Genomic DNA, 13,997 nt, shown 5'->3' on the forward strand with positions numbered 1-13,997 from the left:
GAACTTCGGAGAGCGCGGCATATCCCTTCTCCCTGCAAGCGGGGAGAAGGTGGCGGCAGCCGGATGAGGAGCCATCGTCGCCCTCCCCTGCCGTACGAGTGAGACACAACAAACCTTCCGCCCCAAGCGGATGACGCAAGAGAAAGTGAAAGACATGATCCGCTACGGAACCAATCCGATCGCCTGGAGCAACGACGACGATCATTCGATCGGCGCGCATCTGACGCTCGAGGATTGCCTCTCCGATTGCCAGAAGATCGGCTTCGACGGCATCGAGAAGGGCCACAAGATGCCTTCCGATCCGGAAGCACTGAAGGCAAAGCTCGCCTCCTACGACCTCGTCTTCGTCTCCGGCTGGCACTCGACCAACCTGCTCACCCATGACGTCGAGACAGAGAAGAAGGCGATCCAGCCGCATCTCGACCTCCTGAAGCACAATGGCTGCAAGGTGGCGATCGTCTGCGAGACCTCGAACGCCATTCACGGCGATGACACCAAGTCGGTCGCCAACGACAAGCCGGTGCTGCCGGCAGACCAGTGGAAGAAATTCGGTGCAGACCTCGAAGCGATCGCGCAATATTGCGCCGACCAGGGCGTCGATCTCGTCTACCATCACCACATGGGCACGATCGTCCAGACCGGCGAGGAAATCGACCTGTTGATGCAGAACACCGGTCCGGCAACCAAGCTTTTGCTCGACACCGGCCATGCCTGGTTCGGCGGCTCCGACCCGGCCGAGGTTGCGAAAAAATGCATGCACCGCGTCCGCCATATCCATTGCAAGAACGTGCGCACTGCCGTGCGCAAGGTCGTCGAAGGCGAAGGCCTCTCCTTCCTCGAAGGCGTGCGCCGCGGCGTCTTCACCGTTCCGGGCGACAGCGAAGGCGGCGTCGATTTCCTCCCCGTCCTGAAAATCGCCGCCGAACACAATTACGATGGCTGGCTGGTGATCGAAGCCGAGCAGGATTCCGCCGTGCGCAATCCCTTCGAGTATCAGTCGCTCGGACTGAAATCGCTGAAGGCGTTTGCCAAGGAAGCCGGGCTCGATCGGGCTTAGCAGCCCCTCATCCGGCTGCCAGGTTCGAGGGGAACGCCCCTCATCCGGCTGCCGCCACCTTCTCCCGCTCGCGCGGAGAAGGGAAATGCCGCTAGCTCCGCGCCCCCCCTCGCAGCGTAAGGCGAAGAAGATCAGGCGCACTCCAGAATCCCCTCTCCCCGCTTGCGGGGAGAGGGCTAGGGTGAGGGGCAGGCCAAGAATGCCGCCGCCAAGTAAGAAGTCAGGAGACCGCCAAATGTCCAAACTGCTCGTCAAACCGAAGGCCAAGTCCGGCCTGATGCAGAACGTCACACCCGAAAGCGCCGGCTGGACCTATGTCGGTTTCGCGCTCAATCGGCTGAAGCCGGGCGAGACGACGCAGGGCGAGGCGGGCGACAAGGAAATTTGCCTTGTGCTGGTTTCGGGCAAGGCGAAGGTTTCGGTCGATGGCGAGGATTTCGGCGAGCTCGGTGAGCGCATGACGCCGTTCGAGGGGCAGCCCTATGCCGTCTACGTGCCGAAGGGCAGCCGCTGGCAAGTGGCGGCGACGACCGATCTCGATCTTGCGATCTGCTCGGCCCCGGGCGGCGAGGGTTTCAAGGCCAAGGTGATCAAGCCGGGAACACACCCGCAGCTGACCCGCGGCAAGGGCACCAACACCCGCTATGTCACCAACATCATGCCCGAGGACGACAGCTCCGCCCAGTCGCTGCTGGTGGTCGAAGTGATCACGCCGGGCGGACACACCTCTTCCTACCCGCCGCACAAGCACGACCAGGACGATCTGCCCGCCGAGAGCTACCTGGAAGAAACCTATTATCACCGCCTGAACCCGCCGCAGGGATTTGCCGTGCAGCGCGTCTATACCGACGATCGCTCGCTGGACGAGACCATGGCGGTGGAAGACGGGGACGTGACGCTGGTGCCGAGGGGATATCACCCCGTTGCGGCCGTGCACGGCTACGACGTCTATTATCTCAACGTCATGGCCGGGCCGAAGCGGGTCTGGAAGTTCCACAACGCCCGCGAACACGAGTGGCTGTTTACCGGCGTTTAGGAGCGACGTGGCGCACCTACCGATCAGGACCTTAGGTGTGCGCCGATCCGTACGGCACCGTGCCGTACCGTTGCACTGGGATGGACGGATGCGGGCCGCCCCAGAGCCGTTAGTGCGAAGCGGCTTTCCTTCAGGAAATGCGAAAAATGGAGCGTTTCCGTGACTCCGTTTAGGACGGAAACGCTCTAGGTTATGGTCTTTCAGGGAGGCTTTGCCATGCGGATCGACGGACAATGCCATTGCGGCTTCGTGACCTATGAGGCGGAGATCGATCCGGACGATGTCGCGATCTGCCACTGCACCGATTGCCAGCAACTGACGGGAACGGCCTACCGGGTGTCGGCCGGCACGGCCCGCGAGAATTTCCGACTGACCGGGGGCGAACCAAAGCTCTACGTCAAGACCGCAGAGAACGGCCGCAAGCGGCTGCAGTTCTTCTGCCCGAACTGCGGTTCGCCGGTTTACACCACCGGCACGGACGAGGACGCCGAAGAGGTCGGCATTCGCCTCGGGACGATCAACCAGCGCCGTGAGCTCACCCCGAAATCACAGATCTGGCGCTCGTCCGCCCTGCCCTGGATCAACGACGTCGGTGCACTGCCCGGTCACGACAGGGATTAATCCCGGTCATGCCTCGGCCGTCATCCTTATTTTCAAGTGTGCCCAGGCTTGGCCGATCACCTCGGGTGCCGGGGTTCCGGTCATCTGCGACGGACGCGCGTCCGGGTTGGCCGCGAGGTAGGCTTTGACGAGATGATAGCCGATCGAATAACCGGCCCAGCGGGGAAGCGGGTTGCCATGGCTGCTCCAGCCGAAGAACCAGGCGCTGTGGTTGTAGGCGTCGGCCCAGAGCTCCAGCTCGGCCTGCTCGATAACCCCCAACCAGTCTTCGGCAGGGATAGCGTGGTTCCAGCGATTGCCATCGCCACCGTTGATCTCGGCGTCGAAAGCGTCCGCCAGGCCCTCGGTGACCAAGACTTCTCCCAGCCTGAAACCATAACCGCACATCGCGTGGCGGAAGGAATGGTGAAGTTCGTGCGTGAGCGTCTTTCGCAGCTCGCCATTGGCGAGACTGGCGGCGAAGTTGGGATTGTCCGGATCGAGCGTGACCGTCACGAGCCCGCGGCGGTAGCAGGCACCCGACAACCCAAGCTCCGGAATCGTCTCGCCCGGCCGGCGCTCGACGATGACATCGACGGGCGCAGCCCTGTCGGCCGCGGAAACGCGGCCGCCGACACGCTCTGCCGTCACTTGCACGTCTGCGAGGATCTGCTCGCGCCATTGTGCAAGGGCTCCATCGGCTTCGAGGAAGTGAACGCGCAGGTCCAGCATTCGGCACATCTCCGGTCGTCATCGTCATTCGACGGCGGAATTTAAGCATGCGGCCGTCGATTGCAACGCCGGAAGGACAAAAGCATCAGCCCATGCCTGCGCCCATTGTCGCGCCGACCTTGCGGCCGTCGCAGCGGTTACAGTCGATCGCCATGGCCGGAAAGGCGCGGCCGGTGTAAGAAAGAACTGAAACATCCGACGGGCCACCAGTGCCCGACCAGGCGAGGCGATGGCAAAGGGCCGATTCACGATATTCCCCGGCCGCATTGGCGGCATCGAGGCCGTCGAGGCGGCGTCGGGGCACGTGTTTGCCCGCCACACGCATGAGCAATTCGGCATCGGCCTCATCCACCAGGGCGCCCAGAAATCGCTGAGCGGTCGCGGCATGGTGGAAGCCGGCGCCGGCGACATGATCACGGTCAACCCCGGCGAGGTCCATGACGGCATGCCGATCGGCGATGCGGGACGGTCCTGGCGGATGCTCTATTTCGAGCCTTCCGCAATCGCCGACGCCATGGAGGACATCAGCCAGGGCAGGACGCGAAGTGCAGAATTCACCGCTCCCGCCTTCCATGATGAGCGAACGTCGAAACACTTCCAGGCTCTTTTTAGCGCGATCACCGCACCCGATGGCGATCGGACGGGGATGCAGGGCGAGGAGCACGTCCTGACGCTGCTGGCCGATGTGATGCGCGTGCGTGAGGGGAAAACGCATGGCGGACATGTGCCGTCGGCGATGCGCAGAGCGCAAAGCCTGATCGACGACGATCCGACCGTCGCCATCACCCTGTCCGACCTTGCGCAGGCAACCGGCCTCAGCCGATTTCAGGTGGTGCGCGGTTTTTCGAAAACCTTCGGGCTCACGCCGCATGCCTATCTCGTGCAACGCCGCATCGATCTGGCGCGGCGGCTGATTGCGCGGGGCGTGCCGCTTGCCGAGGCGGCAGTGGAAGGCGGCTTTGCCGACCAGAGCCACATGACCCGAATCTTCGTGCGCAAGTACGGCATTTCGCCGGGCGCCTATGCCGATGCATTCCATTGACCTGAAGACGCGCTTTGCGTTCTTGTTTTCGCGGATGTCGTCAATGCAGAATCGCTACACAGTTTTGCTCGCCACGCCTTAACGCCTGCAATTCCGTTCAAGACCGAAAGATCCGGATGAGGTTTTCTGCGCGCCAACGCAGGAGTGGCCGCATGACGGAAAAAATTCAGGGATACCTCTACCTCTCGCTGGCGATGATCACGGTCGGCAGCACGGTGATTGCCAGCAAGCTGATCGCTTCCGGCTTACCGCCGTTTAGCGCCACCGCCTTGCGCTTCGCGGTCGCCTTTCCGCTGTTCTTCACCTTGGTGCGACTGACCGGCACGCCTTGGCCAAGGTTGGAGCGGCGCGAGTGGCTGATCCTGCTCTTGCAGGCCGGAGCCGGCAGCGTCGGCTACACGACACTTCTGATTGCCGGGTTGCGCTACAGTTCGGCGACGGATGCCGGCGTCGTTATCGGCACTCTACCGGTCGTCTCTGCCGGAATCGCCATCCTGCTGCTCGGCGAACGGCCCAGCCGCTCGACCCTTGTCGCGATCGGGCTGGCGGCAGCGGGCGTTCTGACCATCGTGCTTCGGCCCGACGATGGTGCACACCATTCGCCGCTCGGCATCACTCTCGTCTTCGGCGCGGTGATCTGCGAAGGGCTGTTCATCCTGATCAACAAACGCATCCGAACGCCGATCGCACCTCTCGCCTTGTCCACCATCATGGCCGGCATGGGCGTTGCCGTCGCCATCGTGCCCGCTCTGTTCGAAGCGCCGTCGCAGCAAGGGGTCACGATGCAGTCGCTGGCAGCCGTGCTTTATTATGCCCTGGTCCCGACCGTTGCCGGCTTCATCCTCTGGTACGCAGGATCCGCCAGGGTGAGCGGAACGGAAGCCTCGGTTTTCACCGCTCTTGCACCCGTCTCCGCCGTGCTGCTGGCCTTCGTCATTCTCGGCGAACCCGTCAGCATCAACCAGCTCGCCGGCATCGGCTGCGTGCTTGTCGCCGTCCTCAGTCTTGCCATGCCGCATTTCCGGCCCAAGACTGCCGGCCAAACGCAGAGCTGACGCCGTCATCATCTCTTCCACTTCGAGGCATCCCATGCATTTCCAGCATTCAGACAGCATCTGGCGTGATTTTCCCGAGCTTGCAGCCGGCGCGCTCCACGTCGAGGGCATTCGCAGCGACGTTTCGGTCGCCGATGCCGTCGAGCGGTTTCAGGCGATCGCCAGGGACGTTCTTGCAACGCGCGCCGAAGGCGAACTTGCGGAAATTCAGGCGTGGCGCCGCACCTTCGCCAGGATGGGACTGAAGCCGACGCAGTATCGCTGCGCGTCCGAAGCCTTGCTGCGCCGGTTCAGGAAGGAGGGCGACCTGCCGTCGATCCATCCGTTGATCGACCTGTGCAACGCCGTGTCGCTGGCCTTTGCCATGCCCATCGCCGTCTTCGACGTTTCCCGCATCTCCGGCAATCTCGAGGTTACCCGCGCGGGCGGAGACGAGGTCTATGCAACCTTCTCCGGTGAAACGGAACACCCTGAACCTGATGAAGTGATCTTTCGCGATGCGGAGGGACGCGCCCATGCGCGCCGATGGACCAACCGGCAAAGCGGCTATTCGGCGATCCACCCGCAGACCACGTCGGCCCTCATCGTCGCGGAGGCGCTGCATGAAACCGCAGCGGCTGACGTGGCCGAACTCGTTGCCGCATTGGAGGAAGCCATCGCCGCCGCCTGGCATGTCCGCCCGACCTCTATGCTGCTCAGCCGAGCGGCGCCGCGGTTTGCCTTTGCCACACATGAGAGTCTTTGACGCAAGGCCACCGGTCATACTATCGCAGCCTCCCGGCAGCCTGCAGCGCCCCACGTCAAAAGGGGCGCGATGCTGCCGTTCTTTAAATTTGCCGCAAAGTTCCGCCTTTAACTCGACCCCGATTTAAGGATCATGCGGCGAGCAAGAGGCGATGATGACTGAAGGTACGCGATCAAAACTCGGTCTGGCGCGGCGAATGCTGTTCGATAATGGCGGGCTCGAAGAGATTTTTCGCCATGTGCGCAACCTGGTGATGGCGACCTTGGTGATCGCCGCCGGCATGCATGCGATCGAGAATGGCCGCAGCCTGGAGATCAAGGGCCTGCCCAACATCGCCGTGGCGGGCTACATCGTCTCCGTCATCGGCACAGTCCTGTTTCTGCTCAACCTGGCGGATGGTCTGCACAGGCTGTCGAAGGTGCGCCGGCACCTGGCGCTGCAGATCCTGCTTTTGGCGATCTACGTCTTCATAACCCTCAGGGTGACGCAGCTGGTGCTGGCGCTGCGCATGTCGGCCTTCTGATCGGCCGATGGTCAGCCGGCGAACGCCGCCGGCTGACAGTGTCATCGTTCACGCCGCCTTCTCACGCCGCTTTGGCGACGTGATATTCCTTGATCGCGACCATCTTGATCGCGGGATAACGTTCAGCCTCATAGCGCAGCGAGAAGCTGTCCTGCGCCAGGAACACCGGGTCGCCGTCGAGGTCGCGGGCGATATCGCCGCGACGGGCAGTGACGAACTTGTCGAGGTCACCAGGCTGATCGGCCGAAATCCAGCGGCAGACGGAGAAGCGCGACATTTCGAAGGAGACAGGCAGGCCGTATTCGGCCTGCAGGCGCTCCTTCAGAACGTCGAGCTGCAGCGCGCCGACGACGCCGACGATCGCCGGTGAGCCGTCTTCCGGCGAGAACAGCTGCACGACGCCCTCCTCCGCCATCTGCTGCAGGGCTTCCTTCAGCTTCTTGGCCTTCATCGCATCCTCAAGTCGCACGCGGCGCAGGATTTCCGGCGAGAAGTTCGGCACGCCCTGGAAAACGAGATGTTCGCCTTCCGTGAGCGTGTCGCCGATGCGCAGGGTTCCGTGGTTCGGAATGCCGACGACATCGCCCGCATAGGCCGTGTCGGCCAGCTGGCGCTGTGAAGCGAAGAAGAACTGCGGGGCGCTCAGACCCAGCTGCTTGCCGGTGCGCGACAGCCGCGCCTTCATGCCGCGCTCCAGCTTGCCGGAGCAGACGCGCGCAAAGGCGATGCGGTCGCGGTGGTTCGGGTCCATGTTCGCCTGAATCTTGAAGACAAAGGCGGTCATCTTGTCGTCGGTCGCATGCACCGTGCGCGTGTCGGCAACCTGGTCGCGCGGCGGCGGGGCGATCTCGCCAAGCGCGTTGATCAGGTCGCGCACACCGTAGTTGCGGAGCGCCGAGCCGAAGAAGACCGGCGTCAGGTGACCTTCAAGGAAGGCTTTCTTGTCGAACGGCTTGCAGGCCTCGATCGCCAGCGACGTCTCTTCGATGAAAGCATCGCCCTCGTTTTCCGGCAGGCGGTGAGCCACCATCTCAGGACCGTTGACCCTGGTCAGCACTTCCTGCGTATCGGCACCGCGCACGGTGTTGTCGGCAAGGTGATAGGAGCCGCAGAAGGTCTTGGAGCGACCGATCGGCCAGGTCACCGGCGCACAATCGAGCGCCAGCTTTTCTTCGACTTCATCGAGGATCTCGAAGGGGTCACGGCTCTCGCGGTCCATCTTGTTGACGAAGGTGATGATCGGGATGTCGCGCATGCGGCAGACTTCGAACAGCTTCAGCGTCCGCGGCTCGATACCCTTTGCCGCGTCGATGACCATGATCGCCGCATCGACCGCCGTCAGCGTGCGGTAGGTGTCGTCGGCGAAGTCTTCGTGACCGGGGGTGTCGAGAATGTTGAAGACATTGCCGCCATATTCGAAGGTCATCACCGAGGTGACGACCGAGATGCCGCGCTCGCGCTCGATCTTCATCCAGTCCGAACGGGTCTGGATGCGATCCTTCTTGGCCTTGACCTCGCCGGCGAGTTGGATGGCGCCGCCGAACAGCAGCAGCTTTTCGGTGAGTGTGGTTTTACCCGCGTCCGGGTGGGCGATGATCGCAAATGTGCGGCGGCGGGAGACCGCCTCGGCGAGACTTTCGGCCATGTCGTAGATTCCTGTGAGTTGCGGCGTCTTTACAGGCTCAGCCCTCATTATGCAATTGACCGGCGCAGTGAGCGCCCGGCTTATGAAACGATGACCATGCACACGCCCCAGACAAAACCCGCCTTGACCTTCATCCGCCTGCCGCATGCCGAGGCGTTGGACCTGCCGGCCTATGAGACCGAGGGTGCTGCCGGCATGGACCTGCGCGCCGCAGTGGCAGTCGGCGAGCCGATGACGCTTGCGCCAGGAAAGCGGGCGCTGGTGCCGACCGGCTTCATCTTCGAGATCCCGGCCGGCTATGAGGCGCAGATCCGTCCGCGCTCGGGCCTTGCCTTCAAGCACGGCATCACCTGCCTCAACACTCCGGGCACGATCGACAGCGATTATCGCGGCGAGGTGAAGGTTCTGCTGGTCAACCTCGGCGACGAGGACTTCGTCATCGAACGCGGCATGCGCATTGCGCAGATGGTGATCGCGCCAGTGACACAGGTGAGCGTTCGGGAAGCCGACAGCGCCAGCGACACGGCACGCGGTGCCGGTGGCTTCGGCTCCACGGGCGTCTAGACCATTTCCAGGAAAAGTGCGAAGCGGTTTTCCGTCCGGAATTGCGTGATCTCGAAACGTTGGATCAGATAAGCGGCGGCAAGCGCCGCTTGACCGGTGTCGACTTGACGATCGACGTATTGGTCTGCGCCTTCTCGGCGATGCGATCGAGCAGCGTGTCCAGTTCCCCCATATCGCGCACGAACAGCTTGGCGATGAAGCAATCGTCGCCGGTGACCTTGTCGCATTCGACGATCTGCGGCGTCTCCTGGATCAATTTCTCGACGATATGCAGCATGCCCGGCATCGGCCGCACGCGGATGATCGCCTGCAGCGGATAACCAAGCTTCACCGGATTGAGGGCGATGGTGAAGCCGTCGAGGACGCCGCGTTCCTCCAGTTTGCGCAAACGTTCGGCGGCACTTGGCGAGGACAGACCCACCTCCTGCGCCAGCTCCTTCAGCGACACGCGCGCATTCGCCGCCAGGATACCCAGAATGCGGCGATCGAGTTCATCGAGCATGGGCAACCTCATAAGCCAAAAGATCGAAACCATCTTAGATGATGAGGTATAATAGCAGAAACACCTGCGATCCTCCATATAAACCTGCGCTCTGGCCGATTAATCTTGGAGCCTCAACCGAGGAGTGATCGCCATGGGCGCAGACATTAAAAGAGGCAGTGCGGAGATGACGGCGGCCATGCTGATATCGGGCACGATCGGCTGGTTCGTGCTGATGTCGGGCCAGCCGGTGACGAGCGTCGTCTTCTGGCGCTGCGTATTCGGCGCGGTGACGCTGGTGGCGATCGCGGCCATGCTCGGCCTGCTCGACCGGCGCCATTTCACCCGGCGGACGGTGCTCCTGTCGATTGCCGGCGGCATCGCCATCGTCGTCAACTGGCTCTTGCTGTTTGCGGCCTATTCGCATGCCTCGATCTCGATCGCGACGATGGTCTACAACACCCAGCCGTTCATGCTTTTGGGGCTCGGAGCCTTGTTCCTCGGCGAAAAGATCACCGCGACCAAGGTGTTCTGGCTTTCGATCTCCTTTGCCGGCATGCTGGCGATCATTTCAGCCAAGCCCGGCGGCGGCTTTGCGCCGGAGGATTACCTGATCGGCATCGCGCTTGCGATCGGTGCCGCCTTCTTCTACGCGATCGCGGCCCTGTTGACGAAGTTGCTCAAGGGAACGCCTCCGCATCTGATCGCGTTGATCCAGGTGGTCACCGGCACGCTGATGCTGGCGCCGATGGCGCTTGCCGCCCCGGCACCTTCCGGCGCCGAACAGTGGTCGATCCTGATTGCCGTCGGCGTCATCCATACCGGCATCATGTATGTGCTGCTTTACGGCGCGATCCAGCGGCTGCCGACGCACATGACCGGGGCGCTATCCTTCATCTACCCGATCGCTGCCATCGTCGTCGATCGGCTGGCTTTCGGCCATGCGCTGCAGCCGATCCAGATCTTCGGTTCGATCGCCATCCTGGTCGCCGCAGCCGGCATGAATCTCGGCTGGAAACTTCGCCTGCCCTCGCCTATCAAGCGGAGACGCGAAGGGAGAACCGCATGATCACCTGCTATCTGAAATACGTTATCGACCCTTACAAGCTGGCCGAGTTCGAGCACTACGCCAAGCTCTGGATACCGCTCGTCAACCGGCTCGGCGGCACCCATCACGGCTATTTCATGCCGCACGAGGGCGCAAACAACATCGCACTGGCGCTCTTCACCTTCCCGAGCCTGGCCGAATATGAAGTCTATCGCGGGAAAATGGCCAAGGACCCGGAATGCCTGGAGGCTTTCGCCTTCGGCGAAAAGACGCGCTGCATCGTCAGCTACGAGCGCAGCTTCATGCGGCCGGTGTTCGAATAGGAAAGACCACGCCGCGTGTCGCCGTAGAGCGGCGCGCGGCAGCGAATTGCCTGAAGCCCGATAGAGGCCGCTTATCTGAAACGCGTCGCGATCTCTACAGCGCCGCGCGTCCTATTAGACGCGCAAAGGTCGCTGTAGCACTTTGAATGGCTGCATGTTTTTATCGCTAAATCGAATAGGATTTAACGAAACATGCAGTAGGATTCGCTGACTGCGCTTAAAGCTTTGGTTTTTGCGCATGTCGTGATCGCAAAGCCGCTGCCCACTTTTGCGCGACATGTCTCAACGGCGCGCTTCGGCGGCCATGCTGAGGGCAAAGCCGAACAGTGCCGTGCCCATCGCCCAGCGCTGCACGACCATGAACAGGGGACGCCCGGCCAGGAAGGCGGCGATAGAACTTGCCGCCAGCGCAATCATCGCGTTGACCGAGACACTGGTGGCGATCTGGATCGAGCCGAAGATCATCGACTGCGCCAGCACATTGCCCGCCTCCGGGCGGATGAACTGCGGCAGGAGCGAGAGATAGAGCACGGCCACCTTCGGGTTGAGCAGGCTCGTCAGGAAGCCCATCAGGAACAGCTTGCGCGGACCGTCCTTCGGCAGGTTCTTGATCTGGAACGGCGAGCGCCCGCCGGGCCTGACCGCCTGCCAGGCGAGATAGACGAGATATCCGGCACCGGCGAGCCGCAGGACATCATAGGCGAAAGGCACGGCCAAGAGCAGCGCGGTGATGCCGAGCGCCGCCGAGACCATATAGACGACGAAACCGAGCGCGACGCCGCCAAGCGAGATCAGGCCGGCCGCCGGCCCCTGGCTGATCGAGCGGGAGATCAGGTAGATCATGTTCGGCCCGGGTGTCAGCACCATGCCGAGAGCAATGAGGGCAAAGCCGATGATGTTTTGGATCTCGGGCATAACGCGCGCCTTTATTGAGTATTTCCCAAAGCTCTACGCATCTCCAAAAACCGGGCAACGCCAGACTTGTCACCCGATCAATTTTGTCGCGAAATTGCCGCTCGCCCGCCGATCCCGATTTCCATTTTCGACGCTCTTTGGTAAAAGCGGCGTCGCCACCCGGGAGGAACGATCATGACGCTTGCAGCCCTGCTTGCCTATAGCGGCGCTCTCTTCATCGCAGCCATCATTCCCGGCCCCGGCGTGACGGCGCTCGTTGCGCGAGCGCTCGGCTCCGGCTTTCGCGAGACCTTCTTCATGGGGCTCGGCCTGATCCTCGGCGACATGGTTTACCTGACCGCCGTGGTGCTCGGCCTGGCGCTGATCGCCCAGACCTTCACGACCGCTTTCCTGATCGTCAAGTTCGCCGGCGTGCTCTACCTCGGCTACATCGCATGGAAGCTTTGGACCGCCGGCCTGTTGCCGCAGGACATCAAGGCGAAGACATCCGCAAGCGTGTCGATGTCGTTCCTTTCGGGCCTATTGGTCACGCTCGGCAACCCGAAGACAATGCTGTTTTATGTGGCGCTGGTGCCGACGCTGATCGACATTGCGGTGATCGGGCCGCGCGAATACGGGCTGCTTTTGATCGCGACGTTCCTCGTGCTGCTGACCGTGCTTCTGCCCTATATCCTGCTTGCCGCACGGGCGCGCACGCTGCTCAAACAGCCCAAGGCATTGCTGGCGCTGAACCGCGTTGCCGCTGGCGTGCTGGCAGGCACCGCCGCCTATATCGCTACCCGCGCCGCCTGAAAAAACATTCCCCGGACTGGGCTTCCGCCGGTGGTTTTTCCTCCGGCTGATCGTCGCGTCGCGGTTACCGTTCTGGAATAGAACGGGCATGGCCCCTATTGTCACAACCAAATCGTCACACCCAAGGGAGAAACTTAATGTCTGACACGCGCAAGCCCGGCCGCGGCCGCGTCTACTCCTCGATCACGGAAACGATCGGCGACACTCCCATCGTGCGGCTCGACAAGCTTGCCAAGGAAAAGGGCGTGAAGGCCAACCTTCTCGCCAAGCTCGAATTCTTCAACCCGATCGCTTCGGTCAAGGACCGCATCGGCGTTGCCATGATCGAGAGCCTGGAAGCGCAGGGCAAGATCGTTCCCGGCCGCACGACACTGGTCGAGCCGACCTCGGGCAACACCGGCATTGCGCTCGCCTTCGTCGCCGCCGCCAAGGGCTACAAGCTGATCCTCACCATGCCGGAAACCATGTCGGTCGAGCGCCGCAAGATGCTGGCGCTGTTCGGCGCCGAGCTGGTACTGACCGAGGGCGCCAAGGGCATGAAGGGCGCGATCGCCAAGGCGCAGGAGCTGGTCGAGACCTTGCCGTATGCCATCATCCCGCAGCAGTTCGAAAACCCGGCCAACCCGGAAATCCACCGCAAGACGACGGCCGAGGAGATCTGGAACGACACCGACGGCAGCGTCGACATCCTCGTCTCGGGCATCGGCACCGGCGGCACAATCACTGGCGCCGGCCAAGTGTTGAAGGCACGCAAGCCGTCGATCAAGGTGATCGCCGTCGAGCCAGAGGAATCGCCCGTGCTTTCGGGCGGAAACCCTGGCCCACACAAGATCCAGGGCATCGGCGCCGGCTTCGCGCCCGCGATCCTCGACACCAGCGTCTATGACGAAGTCGTCACCGTCAACAGCGGCGAAGCCGTCGAGATCGCCCGGCTCGTTGCCCGGCTCGAAGGCGTGCCGGTCGGCATCTCCTCGGGTGCGGCCCTCACCGCCGCCATCGAGATCGGCCAGCGCCCGGAAAACGCCGGCAAGAACATCGTCGTCATCATCCCATCCTTTGCCGAGCGGTACCTTTCGACGGTTCTGTTCGAAGGCCTGGGCGCGTAAGCCGATCATTGCAAAGTGCAAACGAAAGGGCGCTTCGGGCGCCCTTTTTTGTTGCCCACTGCTGGACTGCGGGCGTCACCGCCGGCCCCGCGTGCGCCAAACCGGACCTTCAAACCACGTCGCTGGCCTGAAACACCGGCATCCGTTCTCTTCATTGAGAATGTTCCGGTTTAAACGGAGGCGCAAAAGCGCTCTATCTTCTTGTTTTTACGAATTCTGACGAGATTCCGCTTCGTACTTTTTCTCGAAGCGCTCGAAAGCGCTTCACGATCTCCAGGATTCGCTTGCTGCCCTTTCAGCTCTTGTTTTTTGCGCATGTCGTGATCGCGAACC

Annotated in this window: 16 protein-coding genes; 12 read left to right on the plus strand and 4 right to left on the minus strand. The window is 62.4% G+C overall.

Going from position 1 to position 13,997, the window contains the following annotated elements:
- The first annotated feature begins 154 nt into the window (after positions 1-154).
- The 3 genes from iolE to ASD02_RS03120 all read left to right on the plus strand — a co-directional run bounded on the left by iolE (position 155) and on the right by ASD02_RS03120 (position 2,714).
- Positions 155-1,057 (plus strand): myo-inosose-2 dehydratase, encoded by a 903-nt coding sequence (gene iolE, locus ASD02_RS03110; protein WP_025425641.1) that lies wholly within the window; start codon positions 155-157, stop codon positions 1,055-1,057.
- 235 nt (positions 1,058-1,292) lie between these two features.
- A complete protein-coding gene (gene iolB, locus ASD02_RS03115) occupies positions 1,293-2,093 on the plus strand; it encodes a 5-deoxy-glucuronate isomerase (protein WP_025425640.1) in 801 nt (266 codons plus the stop codon).
- 216 nt (positions 2,094-2,309) lie between these two features.
- Complete coding sequence (locus ASD02_RS03120) at positions 2,310-2,714, plus strand: GFA family protein (RefSeq protein ID WP_025425639.1); 405 nt, start codon at positions 2,310-2,312, stop codon at positions 2,712-2,714.
- A 6-nt stretch (positions 2,715-2,720) separates the two neighbouring features.
- On the opposite strand, the gene ASD02_RS03125 is transcribed toward ASD02_RS03120, so the two are convergent.
- The gene (locus ASD02_RS03125; RefSeq protein WP_025425638.1) at positions 2,721-3,425 is read right to left on the minus strand and encodes a DUF2268 domain-containing putative Zn-dependent protease; all 705 of its coding nucleotides are present in this window, start codon (positions 3,423-3,425) and stop codon (positions 2,721-2,723) included.
- A gap of 229 nt (positions 3,426-3,654) precedes the next feature.
- On the opposite strand from ASD02_RS03125, the gene ASD02_RS03130 reads away from it, so the two are divergent.
- The 4 genes from ASD02_RS03130 (at position 3,655) to ASD02_RS03145 (ending at position 6,790) form a co-directional block, all read left to right on the plus strand.
- On the plus strand, positions 3,655-4,467 hold the full coding sequence (locus tag ASD02_RS03130) for an AraC family transcriptional regulator (protein ID WP_025425637.1): 813 nt from the start codon (positions 3,655-3,657) through the stop codon (positions 4,465-4,467).
- A gap of 152 nt (positions 4,468-4,619) precedes the next feature.
- Positions 4,620-5,522: a DMT family transporter gene (locus ASD02_RS03135; protein WP_025425636.1), complete on the plus strand. Its 903-nt coding sequence runs from the start codon at positions 4,620-4,622 to the stop codon at positions 5,520-5,522.
- 34 nt (positions 5,523-5,556) lie between these two features.
- Complete coding sequence (locus ASD02_RS03140) at positions 5,557-6,267, plus strand: phenylalanine--tRNA ligase beta subunit-related protein (RefSeq protein ID WP_025425635.1); 711 nt, start codon at positions 5,557-5,559, stop codon at positions 6,265-6,267.
- Positions 6,268-6,421: 154 nt separating this feature from the next.
- Entirely contained in the window at positions 6,422-6,790 is a 369-nt protein-coding gene (locus tag ASD02_RS03145) for a hypothetical protein (protein WP_225906196.1), read from the plus strand.
- A gap of 61 nt (positions 6,791-6,851) precedes the next feature.
- Here ASD02_RS03145 and ASD02_RS03150 read toward each other — a convergent pair whose 3' ends face one another.
- Entirely contained in the window at positions 6,852-8,435 is a 1,584-nt protein-coding gene (locus ASD02_RS03150) for a peptide chain release factor 3 (protein ID WP_057219967.1), read from the minus strand.
- Between the two features lie 90 nt (positions 8,436-8,525).
- On the opposite strand from ASD02_RS03150, the gene dut reads away from it, so the two are divergent.
- Positions 8,526-8,999 (plus strand): dUTP diphosphatase, encoded by a 474-nt coding sequence (gene dut, locus ASD02_RS03155; RefSeq protein WP_025425632.1) that lies wholly within the window; start codon positions 8,526-8,528, stop codon positions 8,997-8,999.
- Positions 9,000-9,063: 64 nt separating this feature from the next.
- Here dut and ASD02_RS03160 read toward each other — a convergent pair whose 3' ends face one another.
- Positions 9,064-9,501, minus strand: a complete 438-nt coding sequence (locus ASD02_RS03160; RefSeq protein ID WP_025425631.1) for an Lrp/AsnC family transcriptional regulator — start codon at positions 9,499-9,501, stop codon at positions 9,064-9,066.
- A 133-nt stretch (positions 9,502-9,634) separates the two neighbouring features.
- Here ASD02_RS03160 and ASD02_RS03165 point away from each other — a divergent pair, with 133 nt between their 5' ends.
- Together ASD02_RS03165 and ASD02_RS03170 are read left to right on the plus strand one after the other, a co-directional pair.
- A complete protein-coding gene (locus ASD02_RS03165) occupies positions 9,635-10,549 on the plus strand; it encodes a DMT family transporter (protein ID WP_025425630.1) in 915 nt (304 codons plus the stop codon).
- Complete coding sequence (locus ASD02_RS03170; protein WP_025425629.1) at positions 10,546-10,851, plus strand: NIPSNAP family protein; 306 nt, start codon at positions 10,546-10,548, stop codon at positions 10,849-10,851. The genes ASD02_RS03165 and ASD02_RS03170 overlap by 4 nt, the downstream gene beginning before the upstream one ends.
- A 282-nt stretch (positions 10,852-11,133) precedes the next feature.
- On the opposite strand, the gene ASD02_RS03175 is transcribed toward ASD02_RS03170, so the two are convergent.
- Entirely contained in the window at positions 11,134-11,766 is a 633-nt protein-coding gene (locus tag ASD02_RS03175; protein WP_025425628.1) for a LysE family translocator, read from the minus strand.
- A 174-nt stretch (positions 11,767-11,940) separates the two neighbouring features.
- Between ASD02_RS03175 and ASD02_RS03180 the strand changes: the two genes are divergently transcribed.
- Both ASD02_RS03180 and cysK read left to right on the plus strand, forming a co-directional pair.
- Positions 11,941-12,558, plus strand: coding sequence for a LysE family translocator (locus tag ASD02_RS03180; protein WP_057219968.1), 618 nt, complete (start codon positions 11,941-11,943; stop codon positions 12,556-12,558).
- Between the two features lie 137 nt (positions 12,559-12,695).
- Positions 12,696-13,664 (plus strand): cysteine synthase A, encoded by a 969-nt coding sequence (gene cysK / locus ASD02_RS03185; protein WP_025425626.1) that lies wholly within the window; start codon positions 12,696-12,698, stop codon positions 13,662-13,664.
- Positions 13,665-13,997: the final 333 nt, after the last annotated feature.

The organism is Ensifer sp. Root1252 (assembly GCF_001425885.1).
GTDB classification, from domain to species: domain Bacteria; phylum Pseudomonadota; class Alphaproteobacteria; order Rhizobiales; family Rhizobiaceae; genus Ensifer; species Ensifer canadensis.

What these genes read in the sequence shown, in the direction of transcription:
- iolE (WP_025425641.1), top strand. Translation starts at nt 155, where the DNA reads ATGATCCGCTACGGAACCAATCCGATCGCCTGGAGCAACGACGACGAT.
- iolB (WP_025425640.1), top strand. Translation starts at nt 1,293, where the DNA reads ATGTCCAAACTGCTCGTCAAACCGAAGGCCAAGTCCGGCCTGATGCAG.
- ASD02_RS03120 (WP_025425639.1), top strand. Translation starts at nt 2,310, where the DNA reads ATGCGGATCGACGGACAATGCCATTGCGGCTTCGTGACCTATGAGGCG.
- ASD02_RS03125 (WP_025425638.1), bottom strand. Translation starts at nt 3,425, where the DNA reads ATGCTGGACCTGCGCGTTCACTTCCTCGAAGCCGATGGAGCCCTTGCA.
- ASD02_RS03130 (WP_025425637.1), top strand. Translation starts at nt 3,655, where the DNA reads ATGGCAAAGGGCCGATTCACGATATTCCCCGGCCGCATTGGCGGCATC.
- ASD02_RS03135 (WP_025425636.1), top strand. Translation starts at nt 4,620, where the DNA reads ATGACGGAAAAAATTCAGGGATACCTCTACCTCTCGCTGGCGATGATC.
- ASD02_RS03140 (WP_025425635.1), top strand. Translation starts at nt 5,557, where the DNA reads ATGCATTTCCAGCATTCAGACAGCATCTGGCGTGATTTTCCCGAGCTT.
- ASD02_RS03145 (WP_225906196.1), top strand. Translation starts at nt 6,422, where the DNA reads ATGACTGAAGGTACGCGATCAAAACTCGGTCTGGCGCGGCGAATGCTG.
- ASD02_RS03150 (WP_057219967.1), bottom strand. Translation starts at nt 8,435, where the DNA reads ATGGCCGAAAGTCTCGCCGAGGCGGTCTCCCGCCGCCGCACATTTGCG.
- dut (WP_025425632.1), top strand. Translation starts at nt 8,526, where the DNA reads ATGACCATGCACACGCCCCAGACAAAACCCGCCTTGACCTTCATCCGC.
- ASD02_RS03160 (WP_025425631.1), bottom strand. Translation starts at nt 9,501, where the DNA reads ATGCTCGATGAACTCGATCGCCGCATTCTGGGTATCCTGGCGGCGAAT.
- ASD02_RS03165 (WP_025425630.1), top strand. Translation starts at nt 9,635, where the DNA reads ATGGGCGCAGACATTAAAAGAGGCAGTGCGGAGATGACGGCGGCCATG.
- ASD02_RS03170 (WP_025425629.1), top strand. Translation starts at nt 10,546, where the DNA reads ATGATCACCTGCTATCTGAAATACGTTATCGACCCTTACAAGCTGGCC.
- ASD02_RS03175 (WP_025425628.1), bottom strand. Translation starts at nt 11,766, where the DNA reads ATGCCCGAGATCCAAAACATCATCGGCTTTGCCCTCATTGCTCTCGGC.
- ASD02_RS03180 (WP_057219968.1), top strand. Translation starts at nt 11,941, where the DNA reads ATGACGCTTGCAGCCCTGCTTGCCTATAGCGGCGCTCTCTTCATCGCA.
- cysK (WP_025425626.1), top strand. Translation starts at nt 12,696, where the DNA reads ATGTCTGACACGCGCAAGCCCGGCCGCGGCCGCGTCTACTCCTCGATC.